The organism is Bradyrhizobium sp. Unk1 (assembly GCF_059512345.1).
The window spans coordinates 26,304-40,324 of record NZ_JCAMOP010000039.1; the positions used below are offsets into that span (position 1 = coordinate 26,304).

General features: G+C 56.6%; 15 protein-coding genes. 4 read left to right on the plus strand and 11 right to left on the minus strand.

The window, feature by feature from the left end:
• Positions 1–78: 78 nt before the first annotated feature.
• From AC5ZFO_RS36310 to AC5ZFO_RS36320, 3 genes are all read right to left on the minus strand, one after another.
• Entirely contained in the window at positions 79–729 is a 651-nt protein-coding gene (locus AC5ZFO_RS36310) for an aminotransferase class III-fold pyridoxal phosphate-dependent enzyme (RefSeq protein WP_496123303.1), read from the minus strand.
• A 72-nt stretch (positions 730–801) separates the two neighbouring features.
• Positions 802–963, minus strand: coding sequence for a hypothetical protein (locus tag AC5ZFO_RS36315; protein WP_496123304.1), 162 nt, complete (start codon positions 961–963; stop codon positions 802–804).
• A gap of 386 nt (positions 964–1,349) precedes the next feature.
• Positions 1,350–1,964, minus strand: coding sequence for an acyl-homoserine-lactone synthase (locus tag AC5ZFO_RS36320; RefSeq protein WP_496123305.1), 615 nt, complete (start codon positions 1,962–1,964; stop codon positions 1,350–1,352).
• Between the two features lie 212 nt (positions 1,965–2,176).
• Between AC5ZFO_RS36320 and AC5ZFO_RS36325 the strand changes: the two genes are divergently transcribed.
• The gene (locus AC5ZFO_RS36325) at positions 2,177–4,594 is read left to right on the plus strand and encodes a TRM11 family methyltransferase (protein ID WP_496123306.1); all 2,418 of its coding nucleotides are present in this window, start codon (positions 2,177–2,179) and stop codon (positions 4,592–4,594) included.
• A gap of 353 nt (positions 4,595–4,947) precedes the next feature.
• Here AC5ZFO_RS36325 and AC5ZFO_RS36330 read toward each other — a convergent pair whose 3' ends face one another.
• From AC5ZFO_RS36330 to AC5ZFO_RS36350, 5 genes are all read right to left on the minus strand, one after another.
• The gene (locus AC5ZFO_RS36330; RefSeq protein ID WP_496123307.1) at positions 4,948–5,379 is read right to left on the minus strand and encodes a pyruvate kinase; all 432 of its coding nucleotides are present in this window, start codon (positions 5,377–5,379) and stop codon (positions 4,948–4,950) included.
• Positions 5,343–5,465, minus strand: a complete 123-nt coding sequence (locus AC5ZFO_RS36335) for a hypothetical protein (protein WP_496123308.1) — start codon at positions 5,463–5,465, stop codon at positions 5,343–5,345. Before AC5ZFO_RS36335 ends, AC5ZFO_RS36330 begins: the two co-directional genes overlap by 37 nt.
• Before the next feature lie 274 nt (positions 5,466–5,739).
• Positions 5,740–5,955, minus strand: coding sequence for a pyruvate kinase (locus AC5ZFO_RS36340; protein ID WP_496123309.1), 216 nt, complete (start codon positions 5,953–5,955; stop codon positions 5,740–5,742).
• A gap of 56 nt (positions 5,956–6,011) precedes the next feature.
• Complete coding sequence (locus tag AC5ZFO_RS36345) at positions 6,012–6,494, minus strand: Lrp/AsnC family transcriptional regulator (RefSeq protein WP_496123353.1); 483 nt, start codon at positions 6,492–6,494, stop codon at positions 6,012–6,014.
• A 366-nt stretch (positions 6,495–6,860) separates the two neighbouring features.
• Positions 6,861–7,133 carry an FAD-binding protein gene (locus AC5ZFO_RS36350; RefSeq protein ID WP_496123354.1) on the minus strand — a complete coding sequence of 91 codons (273 nt, stop codon included), beginning with the start codon at positions 7,131–7,133 and terminating at the stop codon, positions 6,861–6,863.
• Between AC5ZFO_RS36350 and AC5ZFO_RS36355 the strand changes: the two genes are divergently transcribed.
• The 3 genes from AC5ZFO_RS36355 to nodU all read left to right on the plus strand — a co-directional run bounded on the left by AC5ZFO_RS36355 (position 7,038) and on the right by nodU (position 12,138).
• Complete coding sequence (locus AC5ZFO_RS36355; protein ID WP_496123356.1) at positions 7,038–7,280, plus strand: hypothetical protein; 243 nt, start codon at positions 7,038–7,040, stop codon at positions 7,278–7,280. The genes AC5ZFO_RS36350 and AC5ZFO_RS36355 overlap by 96 nt on opposite strands.
• A gap of 601 nt (positions 7,281–7,881) precedes the next feature.
• On the plus strand, positions 7,882–8,373 hold the full coding sequence (locus AC5ZFO_RS36360; protein WP_496123310.1) for a hypothetical protein: 492 nt from the start codon (positions 7,882–7,884) through the stop codon (positions 8,371–8,373).
• 1,986 nt (positions 8,374–10,359) lie between these two features.
• Positions 10,360–12,138 carry a nodulation protein NodU gene (nodU, locus tag AC5ZFO_RS36365; RefSeq protein WP_496123311.1) on the plus strand — a complete coding sequence of 593 codons (1,779 nt, stop codon included), beginning with the start codon at positions 10,360–10,362 and terminating at the stop codon, positions 12,136–12,138.
• 115 nt (positions 12,139–12,253) lie between these two features.
• Here nodU and AC5ZFO_RS36370 read toward each other — a convergent pair whose 3' ends face one another.
• The 3 genes from AC5ZFO_RS36370 to AC5ZFO_RS36380 form a co-directional block, all read right to left on the minus strand.
• Positions 12,254–13,246: a sigma-54-dependent transcriptional regulator gene (locus AC5ZFO_RS36370; protein ID WP_496123312.1), complete on the minus strand. Its 993-nt coding sequence runs from the start codon at positions 13,244–13,246 to the stop codon at positions 12,254–12,256.
• The gene (locus tag AC5ZFO_RS36375) at positions 13,159–13,488 is read right to left on the minus strand and encodes a phosphoenolpyruvate hydrolase family protein (protein ID WP_496123355.1); all 330 of its coding nucleotides are present in this window, start codon (positions 13,486–13,488) and stop codon (positions 13,159–13,161) included. The genes AC5ZFO_RS36370 and AC5ZFO_RS36375 overlap by 88 nt, the downstream gene beginning before the upstream one ends.
• Before the next feature lie 126 nt (positions 13,489–13,614).
• Positions 13,615–13,839, minus strand: a complete 225-nt coding sequence (locus tag AC5ZFO_RS36380) for a hypothetical protein (protein WP_496123313.1) — start codon at positions 13,837–13,839, stop codon at positions 13,615–13,617.
• Positions 13,840–14,021: the final 182 nt, after the last annotated feature.

Genomic DNA, 14,021 nt, shown 5'->3' on the forward strand with positions numbered 1-14,021 from the left:
GGACCGCAGCTCTCAATCCGGACTCTACGGTCTCGGGCCTCCTGCACCACGACCTCCGTGACGGCCGGATTCTGGAACTCAAGCCCCGCCGTCATCCCGATGCCCTTCTTTCGCCTTACGACCTAGGAATGTCTGGAGACAACGCCATCGAGCCATCGATCTAGCGCTTTCGATCTTGAAAGCGTCTCGTCCGCGAAGCTCCCGCGGCCCCAGTGCTCCAAGGCCGCGGTGGCCGCCACGAAAGCCAAAGTGTTCCCCCGGAAGGTGCCGCTGTGTTCGCCAGGCTGCCAAAGGTCGGTCTTCGGAAAGAGCAGCAAAAGCGACATCGGAAGACCGAACCCGCTGATCGATTTCGATAGACACACCATGTTCAGGCACGATGCCGGCACGTTCGAAGCTGAAGAAAGGCCCGGTCCGTCCACATCCAGCTTGAACATCGTCGACTATGAGAAGCGCTCCGAGTTTCGATGCGATCTCCCGGACCTTGACGAGCCAGCCCGTTGAAGCGACATTCAGTCCTCCCTCTCCCTGGACTGTTTCCACGATGAATGCCGCCACCGGCTCGATACCGCCGGATGGGTCTGCGGCCATTTCGGCGAAGCGCTCCAATTCCTGCACGCTCGCTCCACGGTACCCTTCGAACGGCACTTTGACCACACCGTCGAGCGTCCCGACCAAACCGCTCCGCGCCGCAATCGAGCCCGTTACGGCAAGTGCTCCGGTCGTCATTCCGTGGAAGGCATTCGTAAAGGCGACAATCGATCGGCCCTATCACCTTTTCGCACCAGTTTCAGAGCTGCCTCAACACAGTTCGCGCCCGTAGGCCCCGTATTGAAGCACGTACTCGAGCTGCCTTGGCTTCAAGATCACTTGCTGCAACCGCTTGATAAACGCTTCGGTATGAAAATCCAGAGCGCTCCCAATCCCGTCTTCCAGCATATAGGCTATCAGAGCTTGTTTCATCTGCGGATCATTGTGACCAAGATTAAGAGATCCGCAAGCAGACATGAATCAATGAACTCGCGCCCCTCCCCGTCCCAAACCCGCGAGCCTTTGGCCTTGGTGAAAACGTTCGGGTCCGCCTGCAATAGTAACGTACTTGCGACTCGAGCTCTTCGAAGATCATTTTGAATACCGCGCTTCTATATGATCCGATTCATTCGACGCTGTCGACGGCGGAGAGGCGTCATCTACCTTTGCTCTCGCCCGTAGCTTGCGCCGGATTGCGAGCAGGTCAGACGAGATCGAACCCAACCCCGCTTCCCTCGCCACCGTAATGAGATAAGCGACAGCGTCCGCCATACGCTCCGCAACGACAGCGTCCGACTCCTTGCGTTTGTGATCAACGGTCATGCGGCCTTCTCGGTAGCTTTTCCAGAGCAGTACAAGACGTTGCCGATTCCGTATTTCATGCAGTGATAAGCAGGCCTGATGTGCTCCCGCGGCACATAGAACGCGCGCTCGATCTCGCCCTCGATCAGATCCGGCGCGCCAAGCCAACGAACCCCGTCGCGCACGAAGTGACTGATCAGGTGTGGACGCGTCACACCTATCACGCCAATTCCATCGGACTGACCGACATGTTCCGATACTGCGCAAAGCAATTTGGGAATGATGGTTCGCCGAACTTTCGGCGCAACCGATTTGTCGACACACACTCGCGTCATTTCCCATATCTGCTCCGAAGAGGGAGCATCGCCCTCGACCAAATGAGGCCAATGGCTCCGGAGCATGTAGGGTCTATCCGTCCGCAGCAACCGGATCAGCCCGCGGACTACGCGCTCGCTGTCACGCCAAACGAGATAGAGCGCCGATGGAGTATCGAATTCGTCGAACTCCAAATCTTCGTAGTGCTGGTGAGGTAATCCGCGCCTCTCGACGAAGACCTTGTATCGCAGGCGCGCCTGCGCCACCATCGCGTCCTGGAACAAATGAGCTGTCGAGAGCGAGAAGGATTCGATCATGTCGGCTCCATCGTTGCTCATAAGAAGCAGGCGGCGCCGATTCCCAACACTGGGAACATCCCTAGTAACACCACCGCGGCAACCTCCACCGACCAAAGGCGGCGACTGGAACTGGGAAGGTCCCGAGGTTACTCCAAGAATGCTGCCGCTAAGCTGCTCGCTCTTCAGAGATACGCTTCAAAATCATGACACCTCACTCCCAAGACCATCTGTTGGCCGCTCTAACCCAAGCCGCCGAGCACGCAATCAGCATTGTCCGATCAAACAGAACCAAACGCTCCCCAAAAGAACCGTTGCGCTTCACCGTCAACAGAAGAGCCTTCTCTCGCAATTTCAAGCAATTGTGGTTCTATTTGAACACCTTCGAGAGCAACAACAGCCTCAATCGATTGACAGGAACGGTGTTCTTTCTTTTCTGGAAGAATATGTCGGTGACCAACTTGGCCATCAACGAATTGGTCGCGCTGGTTCGACTGTATAGTAAGGTACGTCCAGAAACCGCAACCGCAGATAGCGCGAATACATACTTCGTTAGTGACTCAGACTACACCTCCTTCATCGAGGAGATCTGGACGTCTTTCTTCGGGGAGCAGCCGCTACCACGCAAGGACGTCGTACAGCGCATCAAAGAAGTCGGCGATCACCTGATACGCTACCATCGACAATCTTTGGAGCGGACGGTCATTCTCGAGTACTATCACACGTCCGCACTCCTCCACATTCCGCTATCGCTTGAAATTGACCTCCAAAATGTCGTTTCGGCATCGGGGTACATTCAGTCAGCCGGACCGGGACTTTACGCCAGAAACATAGAAAAAGCGGCCAAGGGCGACTTAATCGCTCAGCTCAATCGCTACCTAGATCGTACGCCGCAGAAGAAGTTCTTTCTTGTGCCATATGCCGATGAATTTTTCAGTCCTTGGGAGAAGGGCCATTCCGCATCCTCCCTCAGAAACGGCCTTGACGGAGTACGCTTCTATTTCAGGAAGCACGCAATCGGGGAACTGACGCTTCAGCAAATGCTATCGCTCATCCCGAGCGAAACGAACGGACGAGTAATAGTTGCCAGCGGATTGAAAGAATATTGGGTTGAAAGACAGCAAAGCATCAAAGCGGGTGCTTGCGATGACACCACAATTTGGTTCGTATCGGACCACAACGTCCACGAAACCGATTTGCGCGGATACTTTTCGCGTGGAACGAAGCAATACTTTTTCGTTTATGCTCAGTTGATCTACAACGCCAGCCAGCTGAACTTATTTAAGGAAAGAAAGCCCGCCTGGCTTGCCCCCGTGACGTTGCCCCACACTCTATGTGGCGCGATGGTCAACATCGCTCAGGATCATTGGGCAAGAACGCAAGAGGGGAATCCCAACACCTCCCCGATAATCCTGGATGCATTCTGCGGAACAGGCACAACGTTAATCGATCTCGCCTACCGCTTTCAAAATGCGATTGTCGTGGGCTTTGACAAGGACCCGTTCTCTTATTCACTCTGCCGCGATAATCTCGAGTTCTTGGCTGCAGACATCGAAGATGTTGAGACCTTCAAGACTTCATACTGCGACCCTGTCTATGCCGAGCAACGCTTCGCCGACGGCATCAAGACTTTTCTGGACGCATTCGGTCAACCGAAGTGGGACAAACGAAAGTCGCCGGAGAATCTTTTGGTCGCTGTGGTCGAGAGACTTTTGTACGAGCTAATCAACGACCGCTCGACTACCTCGATACAGCTGGAAAACGCCAAGTTCATTGGCTGGGTTCAGGAGGTCCTCGACAAAGGTTTCGGCGATTCCTTCCGGACTTTTCTAGAACCACTGAAATCGACGCACAAATGGCTGTGTTACCTCGCTTGGCGCGGCTTGGTGAACGGAAGATCGTCGGTTCGCTCTCACGATGATCTCCTCGCAGTGATCCGTCGTGAGCTGCAGCAGTTCTCAGTCGAACTCAAGCAACATGTCGAGGCGATGAGACGTCCGACGTGGATCACAGACGGACACCAACGCTTCGCCCTTGCAAAGGGCACCTATTCCCCTCAATCGCTTCTGGATCGGAAGCGATTGAGCGAACTGGCGGAAAAGATCAAGCGGATTACGGTATCCGAATTAAAGCAAGGCCTTCTCGCGAAAAAGCTCGAACCGGGTATCTATATCGCCAATGTCGAGGACTCAGCGCGAGCGCTCGAGAATTTCCCGGGGGCGTTCGACATCTTGATCACCGACCCGCCATACGGCTTCAATACCCATTTCGAAGGGGGCAGCCTGATGGGACTCTTCGGAACGTTCTTTCCGCAGGCGGTCAGGTCGCTCTCTCCGAAGGGGCAACTGATCGTTTCCCTCCCGGAGCATTCCCGGAACGGCAGACAGGTCCCGTTTTACCAAACCCGATCTGTCGTCACTCAGCAAATCATCACGGCAGCTCACGACCAAGGCAAGCAGATCGTGAATTTTTCCGACGGCCTCCCCGATCGCGCTGGTATATTCCGGCCCCCATATTATTGGTTTTCCCCAGCCGGTGTGTCCCGGTCGATACTCAAATTCAGCTTTTTCACTTATACTCGACAGAATGTGGAGGACGAAAGTGATGGCTCTCAGGAAAACGTCAGCGTGGACGCTCGCGGCCCTATCTAGTCCGCTCATCTTCGATGAGGACGGAGAGCAGGACACCTTCACTCTCGGAGAGTCTTTCGTGCGCGACCAACGCATCGACAGGATTCGGGAATTGATGAGTACCCGCCGTGACCTGACGATGAGCCAAATTCAGGAAATCGTCGACCGGGAGATCCCGACGCGCTAACCAGGCCGTATCGGCAATAACTAGAACGACGACCTCTGGCCTTCGGCGTAGCCACGACGGCCGAGCAATTTCCTTCCGTGCAAACGTTCAGTGGCATGTCATTGGATATACCGCGCCTTGGAGCGAAGGTACTGAGCGACGCCGACCGCATGCGAAGAGGTAGTCTCGTCAGCTTGAGAAGCCTCGATCAGCGAGCGGTAGAGATGATGCCGTTCCGTGGTTTTGATGTGCGATCCATCATGGCAACCGCTTCAATGGGGTAGGCCCCGCTTGCCGGTTCAGCAGATGGCATCACTGTATCGGCTCCATCATAGATGGCGGTCGCGACATCTGAGGCCCCGCCCGCGTCGGCATCGGCGCAGCTACCATGGAATCCAGCATTTGCGTTGCGATCACGCCGACAAGCGCGCACGAGCTCCTTTTGCCGGCCAGGGACCTCCTCGGCCGGAATTTCGACGCCAACGCGAGCGACCATAATTGCCGCCCGACAAGCCAATGATGTCGTCGATGCGATCGAGCGCCATCGGCGTCTCGATCTTGGCGAACAGAACTGCGGCCTCGCCATGATGGCGCGCGCCTCGATCAGGTCGGACGGTTTCTGAACAAAGGACAAGGCCACCCAGTCGGCCCCAAGTCAATGCCGAACGCGAGGTCGGCGCGGTCTTTCTCGGTGAGCGGAGATAAGTCGAGCATGGCCCCCGGCACGTTGACCCCCTTGTGGTCCGAGATCAGGCCTCCGACCGCAACTGCGCAACGATTTCTCCGTCTCCTGGCTCGGTAACCCTCAAGCGCACCCGGCCAGCGTCAATGAGAAGTTCTCGTCCGGGATGGATGGCTGCAAAAATCTCCGGATGAGGCAAGGGTATCGACTGCTTCGCTCCTTTGGCTCCGTCGATCACAAAGCGGACCGTTTCACCAGCGCTCAAAGCCAGCCTGCCTTTCAAGGGAGTCGATGCGAAGCTTTGGACCTTGGAGATGCCTATCGGCCGGCCGAATTCCCGCTCGAGTCACGGACACACACATAACTTTTGGCGTGGTCTTCGTGGGTTCCGTGACTGAGGTTTTGCCGAAAGATATCGACCCCGGAAAGGTCGAGAGCTCGTATCTTCTCAGGCTCGGTACATGCCGGACCGACGGTTGCTACGATCTTGGCGTGACGCGAGAGACGCAATGTATCCCCATCTGAAAGGTCCAAAGCCGCTCCTTACGGACTGTGGTCGACGGCAGTTGAGCAAGCCAACGTTCTCTTCGTCACTCGCTTAACACCATACGATGGAGTATTGGCAACGTGAAGCCTGCTTTGAACCGATCCATGACAACCATTGTTTCAATGCGTTTTATGTCTGAACTTTCGTCTGTAAGACGCCGGGCAATCCGCTCGTAATCTTCCATATCGTTTACGCTAACTAGCAAGACGACGTCAGCCAGACCTGTAACGTAGAATGCGCTCATCACTTCAGAGATCTTGCGAATTTGCCGCTTTAGGCGATCAACGGTGTCGGCACGCGCGCACTCTAAGGAAATGAGAACCACTGCCGTCACGTTCTGTCCAATTGATTTTGGAGAAATGATGGAAACGTCGGCCTCAATTACACCCTTGGCTCGAAGGCGCTTCAGCCGACGTTGAACTCCGGATGCGGATAGGTCGACCTTCCTTCCAAGTTGTTCACTGCAGAGGCGATTGTCTCGTTGGACGAGATCAAGAAGACGAAAATCGATCCTGTCGAGTTTCATCACTGCCTCGCGGCCAGCGGATTGCGATCGCGTCGGAGAAGCAGGCGCCTGCGCGGCTTGTCCTGGCATTTTCGACTCGTCACTACGGAGCCTAGCTGTTGAATGATCGATTTCTCCCGCTGTCATCTGTCTTGGAACACCTATGGGAGCCCAGCTCTTTGCGATACTCGAAGACAGTTGATGCGGCGATCTCCCCCTCCGCCGGGGCTCACCACGCTCGAAGCCGGCTGCCATCTGGAGAATGTGGTCAGTCGGGACCTACCTTTGCTGAGAGCTGCTGATGAAGGCTGTCCCACTCCAGTCCTACCGATGCGCGCCCCGGACCCGAACACATATTTCCCCGCCACACACGAGTGTGGTAGACGGTCAAGCTCCGGAAGTGACGGCTTTTTGCTCCTGATCAGCGGAAAGCCCCATTGCGTTGACCGTGCGATATGCGAATACGATGGCGGGACCGATTGTTATGCCTGCCTCGGGATAAAATCCGCGTATCGGCGAAGTCATGTCGTTGCCGCAAGCATAAAGACCCTGGATCGAGTTGCCTTGTGCATCCAGGACGCTTCCGTAACTGTCGCCAATCCGGTGGCGGTGCCAAGCGTTGCCGGAATGATCGGCAACGCGACAATGGTCGTCTTTGATTGGTCCAAGATTTGGATTTTCTCCCACGGTCGTATCGCCGAGCGTTCGATTGAAAGCCGTTTCCCCGCGATCAAAGAGGGGATCCCGTCCTTAGGCAGCGTGCGCATTGTGTTCCTCGATTGTCTTCTGAAGCACAGCGGAATCTAGTCCCAGCTGCTTAGCGAGCTCCGAAATCATTTCACCTGCCTTGATCTAGCCAACGCGGACAAATTTACGATGCTCAACGTCCAGGGCCATGGCTCATCCAGGAGGTCACCAACCTTACCGCGCGTCCTCTCAGCAATCTGCTTCAAGAGTTCGTGGGGGCCTTCGCATCGGCTTGTTTTTTAGCGCCATCCCTCTTAGTGCCGACGTCAACAGTATGGTCTTGCGGCCGCACGCTTCGATGATGTCGGCAAGGTAAGACGCCTCGCGACCCTTCGTATCCAGCGTGGCCACGATCGCGACTACGCCCGTAGTCGCGGATCCAATCGCCAGTTCGGACACGTTACCAAGCCGGGCCGACCTCTGGTCGTCCGTGCAATGGTGAGACACGATCTTCCTCCCACTCCTAACAACAGAAGGTCTAGACCTGGCTTTACCCGGGTATAAGATCGGTGAGGCGTCCAAATGGGTAAGATTGGGTAGAAACGGTGAGAGCGAGAGTTCCCGGCAGACTTGCCACACACATGTCGGACATAGTAAAGGCGGACAATTTCAAGTCTACGCGCCCTCTTTGCGCAGCCTTCCAGAAGACTCCCTACTGGTCATGGCGACCCTGCCAATCCTCGACTGGAACGACTGTCTTTTGCGAGACTTGCTAACCCTCGACAAAGCAACGTCCGCCCCTCATGTCTATGCGGCGATACTCATGATCGACCCTTTCGCTTGCTGGGAGGATATTGCCGAATCGTTGAAGGACGCCGGCATCACCGGCGTCGCCAATTTCCCGCCCGCATCTATGATCGAGCGTTCGGCGGCTGGCGTACCTGTTGATGCCGGACAGGAGCTCGAACTTCGGCGCATGGAATGGTTCACCAGCCATGGTTTCAACGCATTGTTTGCCATCGCGAGCGGTTCTGAAATTACCGCAGCGGAGCAGAGACTTGGCTGCCATCTGCACGGGCTCATCCATCTATCAGCAGAGGCTCTTGCACGGACGATGAGCGAGGAGATGGAGCTGGTAAGCCTTGGCCAGCACGGATCGTCATTACCAATGTTCGCGCTTTTGGATGGGGCGACTTCGAAGCGGCCAACTTGAGCAAAGTGAGGAACGGGACCGCTCTCTAAGATCCGCCTCAGGAGGGGTTTGTCTTGACGACCCGGAAGACTGGCCCCCTTTCCGCGATGAAGTCTGTTTGATTCAAGCCTTCGATGAATCGTTCTCGATCGAGCGAATGCATCTTTGGGCTTGGCTGGTGCGGACGCAACGCAGATCAGGAAGAGACGCCCCTTATATGCGCATCTGGGAGCGACAACAGCAGATTCACGGTCTAGGGGGAATTGAGCGCAGTGTGCATTTCCTGCTCGGGACCGGCAACGCTGGGCTACCTCCCGAGGTGATCTCGCCGCTCCCACAGGAATCAGTCGCAGCTCGGGTTGCAATAGGCATTAGCTACAAGTTGGATGCGGCCCGTCGCTAACTGCTTGCGGCTATTCTCACGGTATAGGAGGCGATCGTGATGACGCCGCTGAAGAACCGCACGGGATCACAGATTTCCGAGCGCGCGACTTTCGGCGGGGGTGCACGGGACGCCTGGACGGCGCGCCTCCAGCTCGATGAACTCGCCGGCTCTTTTCGAGCCTCGGATGAGCCAGAACCGCTTTACCACATCGTTTCCTGTGCTGCTCCGCCCCACGATCTTGCTCGTAGCCCGTTTTTTTTCGTTACATGCGGGGGCGCAACGGGCGGGGTGCGTCAGGAACGACTATCGACCGGCTGCAATCACCTCAAAATCTCGACTGCAAAGTGGGCATGATGACGCTCCCAAAAACTCCTTGCTGGATTTCTCAGGCGACGGCTCAAGTCTGGGGAGAAAGCAGACGAACCGCTCTGCCAGCGGATCCAAGAGATCAGAACACGAAGCTAAAACTCTAACTTAGTCGTGCTACGGACCAGATCTCTTAGTTGATGTGACATTCTTTAGTCTAGCTACAATTGTCTGAGGAGAGATTGTCGGGAACGCGGCGAAAGGGAATTGTAATCGGTTCGAGACGTGTGGACTCCAGGCGCAGAGAGGCTCAGCTCGATCAAATCGACTGTAGGCGAGGTATCACACCACAGTCGAAAGCGAACAATATCAAGCATGCATTGATGAAAGACGGGCTGGGGCTGAGGTATTCGTGGCGTTCGAACTTACTCGGCGCGCAGCTCCGCGCGACACATCAAGGATCCCGAGCGGCTGCCGTCTCTTAGGACAAGCTGCGTACCGTCCCGCTCCCCAGCGCCTATCGGACATCCCGCGCAAGCGCGGGTGCCCTGGCTCGTCATCGCACTCCTTAACCACGCTTGCCTGGCGTCAAAACGCGGAGGCCAATTGGCCGGAGAGGCCGCAAGCAGCCGACCTCAAATCCACGGCTCTCCATCGCGCCAAGTAAAGCGGTTTCGCGCGCTGACAAACTTGCGCGGCGCGTCGTCCAAGTAAGACGGAGCATCTGCAACGCCACTGTCGGTGTCAGGACACCCCGTTCTCTACGCGACACGCCCTGAATGGGAATAAGCAAAGAAAAGCAGCACTGGCTTGTTGGCACGTACTTTGAAACTACGAAAGCATCTCGCCGTGTGAAGAGCCCTACGAGCATAGGAATGTTGCCACAATGCACCGGTCTGACGAAGCAAGCCAATGCCCTCGGAACCGACAAAGGAGCGGAGCCTGACGCGCATGCTACACGTAGTCCTCTCTCCGCGCGCAATTCGGCCCGTTCACGATCCCTCGAGGTCGCAATGCGACGCAGAACGGCGACCTCAATCCCGGCGCTTGCTCGGTCGCGAACGCGAAACTCGTCCGGGCAGATCCCATAGGTCCGCCTCGGCGCAACCATGCACAACGCTTGGTACGGCATCTAGTAACCGGATTTCGCTGGTGACGAAATGGGTCATCGACATGCAAATGAGTCGAATGACGATCGCCCTCTAGCGCGAGCGGCGCGCGATGAGTGGGGCCACGACCATCGCTTACTCGCATGCTCGCGGAGTCCAGACTTGGTCTTTAACTCATCGAATTGCTGGCATTAAAGTGGAGGCACTATGCGCATCTGCGGTATCAAGCTGACGCATGACGGAGCGATCGCGCTGATCGAGGACAGGCGGCTCATCTTTTGCATCGAGCAGGAGAAGCGGAACAACAATCCGCGCTATCAAACGATTGACAATCTGGACGCAGTCGTCACGGCTTTGGCGGAACACGGTCGAGATGTGCGGGGAATTGATCAGTTCGTCGTCGACGGCTGGTTGGGGCAAGTGGGGTGTCAGTACCAGATCCTCAGCGGAACGACACCTATCACGCTCAAAGGCGCCCCTTATCTTGAACGCCATGCCGAGGGCCTTCTCACCTCACGCGACGGCCTTGGCCTTAGGCTCGATGGCAGGGATTTCCCTTATAAGAGCTATCCGCACATTGCCAGCCACGTGGCCGCCGCATACTGCACCAGCCCGTTTGCCAGGGCTGGACAGCCTGCTTTCTGCCTCGTGTGGGATGGCGGCTGCTTTCCACGACTCTATTATGTAGAACGCGGGGGGACCCGGTTTATCGAGTGTCTATTCCCGGTGATTGGGCACGTCTATGCCGCTGCCGGCCTTCACTTCGGGCCCTATAAGCGAGCGAACCGCGCCAATTGGGACCTGGGTGAGCCCGGCAAGCTGGATCCGGGAGGTGCCGGCAAGCTCAACCTGGGCGTCGCCGGCAAGCTGATGGCCTATATCGGCCTCGGCTCTGTCCATGAAAACATCGTCACGGTCTTTCAGGAGCTCTATGAGGAGCGCTTTGCCGCTGGCACGGAGCGTGCGAGTTACCGCACGGATATAGAGAGCATGGAGACTGAGCTTGCGGCCATTCACGACTTCTTCGATGCTAGCGCGCGGCGGTTGAAGGCCAAGGCGCCCGAAGTTGTGCTCGCATCGTTTCATTGCTTCCTCGAGCGTCTGCTCGTGCGGGAAATGGCGAGTACTTTGCAGCGGCACTCGGGTTTTGCTGCCCGCAATTTGTGCATAGCGGGCGGCTGCGGTCTCAATATCAAATGGAATAGTGCACTACGGGCGGCAGGCCTGTTCGATGCTGTCTGGGTGCCGCCGTTTCCAAATGACAGCGGCTCTGCAATCGGTGCAGCTTGTTGCGCAATGGTAGCGAACGGAGGCTTCGCGCCCTTGCAATGGTCGGTATACAGTGGTCCTGCGCTGCAACGTAGCGATGTGCCACCCGAGTGGGATGCCGCGCCGTGTGGTATGCATGAACTCGCCACTATGCTCGCCAGCGACAAGCCCGTGATTTTTCTTGCCGGCCGCGCCGAGCTCGGGCCTCGGTCATTGGGTAGCAGAAGCATTCTCGCAGCCCCAACATCGCCGCGAATGAAGGATTATCTCAATGACATCAAGCATCGCGAACACTTCCGGCCAGTGGCGCCGATCTGCCTGGAAGATCGCGCGCCGGAGATTTTCTGTCCAGGAACGCCGGATCCTTATATGCTTTTCGATCATCAGACTCGAGCCGAATGGCGGGACAAAATCCCCGCCGTTGTACATCTCGACGGATCTGCGCGACTGCAGACGATCTGCAGAACCTCTCAACACAAAGTCGCCGAGCTTCTCGTCGCATACGAAGCACTCACGGGAATTCCGTTGCTTTGCAATACGAGCGCAAATCACCATGGCCGTGGGTTCTTCCCGCATCTCGCAGCCGCTTGCAAGTGGGGCCGCGTGGAGCACGTATGGTGCGACGGGATGCTGTGGACGAAAGCTCCGCAAGCCAGCAATTTCGCCGTCCGTGGTTCAGCCAAGATTGGCGCAGCTCCACCGCAGAAATCCGCTTAGCAAACGTGAAAACCGCATAGTGAGCCGGCGCACGCAGTCGTCATTACCAATATTCACGGTTTTGGATGAGACCGTTTCGCGGCGGCTAGTTTGAGCAAAGTGAACAGCGGGACTGCTACTCCAAGATCCGCAGCTTCTTGATTTTATTGTAGAGGGTTTTTCTTGAAAGCCCCAGACAACTTGCTGTCTTTCCGCGATGAAGTCTGTTTCGTTTCAAGCCTTCGATAATCCACTCCCGCTCGGAGAATGCATTTTTCGGCTTAGTTGGTGCGGACGCGTTCAACAGCGGCCTCAGGATGGCCGCGCTGATATGCGCATCTGGAAGCGTCACCAGCTGGTTCACAACCTGGCGCAATTCCCTTAAATTGCTGGGCCAATCATGGCCAGCGAGCGCCAAAGATGCAGAGTTTGCGATCGCGAGCGTTTGGGCATTCGAATCCCCCTTTGCCTCGACTGTGAAATGTTGAACCAGCTGAGGGAGGTCCTCCAGGCGATCTGGCAAGGCGGGTACTTTGATGTCGAGCCCCGAAAACAAGCCGAGCAGCCGGGGGCATAGCACTGTTTGAAGGCCCGCCCCGCGAGCCACAGTGGTAGTTGCGATTATTCGCGCACTGGAGCGCACACTGGATGCGCCGTTCAAGGGCGCGAAACTACCGGTCTCGAGGTAATCGGCAAGCCGTTCCTGCCCATCACGCGAAAGCTGATCGAGATGCAGCAGCAACACGGTCGTCTGGTTTGCACTTTCCAGCAGCGACAGCTGGCGTCTCCTGCTCTGATTGCGCTCCGCCCCGAAAAGCGCACCGACCGTATCGATGGGCAAGCCGGGTCGGCATTGAAACAGCGCTGCCTTCGCGTGCTTGCGGTCGCTGAAGGCATGGACCAGGCTGGCTATTCTTCGCTTGCCCGAGCCGGTCTCGCCCCAAACGAGCACAGGACTGGGGTGGGAAGCCAAGCGTTTTGCAGTCTCCAGAACGCGTTTCATGATCGAGGACTGTGCGATGACGCCGTGCCTGAAGCCGCTCAACTGCAGTTGGCGTTCAAGAAGATCGACCTTCGCCCGCAACAAGTGAAGAGTCTTGAATCCCGAGGTGACCTCAAGGACAGACATCTCCAGCGGGACGCGATCGAGCGAGGAGCCCCGATGAAGCCCTTGACACCCGTTTCGCCACAGATATCCAAGAGTTCGTCAGGCTTCGTTATCGGCCCGCCGCCAAGTAGGCAGATCACGTTTCGGTCGACGGACTGAGCCACACGCGCGACTGCGCTCGTGCGCGCGGCAAGCTCCGACAGGCTAATCGATGGGTCGGAAGCGCTTTCAACGCCACGATTGAGATTGAAATTGATGCAAATGGCCTGAGTACCAGCGTCAACTCAACTGATGCGCGGCTTCGACCTGGCCGCCTAGGACGTTCATTTTGGGGAGCCAGTGAATCCCGCGACAAACCGCGACGCCAGGCTTGGTAGAGATCATGCGGGCTATCCCTGCTCGATAACGCCGTCCTTGAGCACGACGATCTTGTCAGCCATCGCCATCCCTTCAATTTGGTCGTCCGTCACATAGATCATCGTGTTGCCAAACTGCTTGTGAAGCTTGGCAATCTGAACCCGCATTTGGACGCGCAATTCAGTATCCAGGTTGACAACGGCTCGCCCGAACAAAAACACCTTGGGCTCACGCACAATGACGCGCCCGATTGCCACGCGCTGCCGCCGCCCTCCGCAGACTTGCCGAGGTTTACGATCCAACAGATGATCGATTTGCAATAGCCACGCAGTCTGCGCAAGCCTGGTATAAATCTGGCTTCACGAACTTTCGACATGCGTAGAGGAAAGGCGAGGTTCTGACGGACAGTCATATGCAGTTAGAGGGCGTAGCTCTGAAA

Coding starts and splice junctions, on each gene's coding strand:
- AC5ZFO_RS36310 (WP_496123303.1), bottom strand. CDS start 729: ATGACGACCGGAGCACTTGCCGTAACGGGCTCGATTGCGGCGCGGAGC.
- AC5ZFO_RS36315 (WP_496123304.1), bottom strand. CDS start 963: ATGAAACAAGCTCTGATAGCCTATATGCTGGAAGACGGGATTGGGAGC.
- AC5ZFO_RS36320 (WP_496123305.1), bottom strand. CDS start 1,964: ATGATCGAATCCTTCTCGCTCTCGACAGCTCATTTGTTCCAGGACGCG.
- AC5ZFO_RS36345 (WP_496123353.1), bottom strand. CDS start 6,494: ATGAAACTCGACAGGATCGATTTTCGTCTTCTTGATCTCGTCCAACGA.
- AC5ZFO_RS36360 (WP_496123310.1), top strand. CDS start 7,882: ATGGCGACCCTGCCAATCCTCGACTGGAACGACTGTCTTTTGCGAGAC.
- nodU (WP_496123311.1), top strand. CDS start 10,360: ATGCGCATCTGCGGTATCAAGCTGACGCATGACGGAGCGATCGCGCTG.
- AC5ZFO_RS36370 (WP_496123312.1), bottom strand. CDS start 13,246: ATGTCTGTCCTTGAGGTCACCTCGGGATTCAAGACTCTTCACTTGTTG.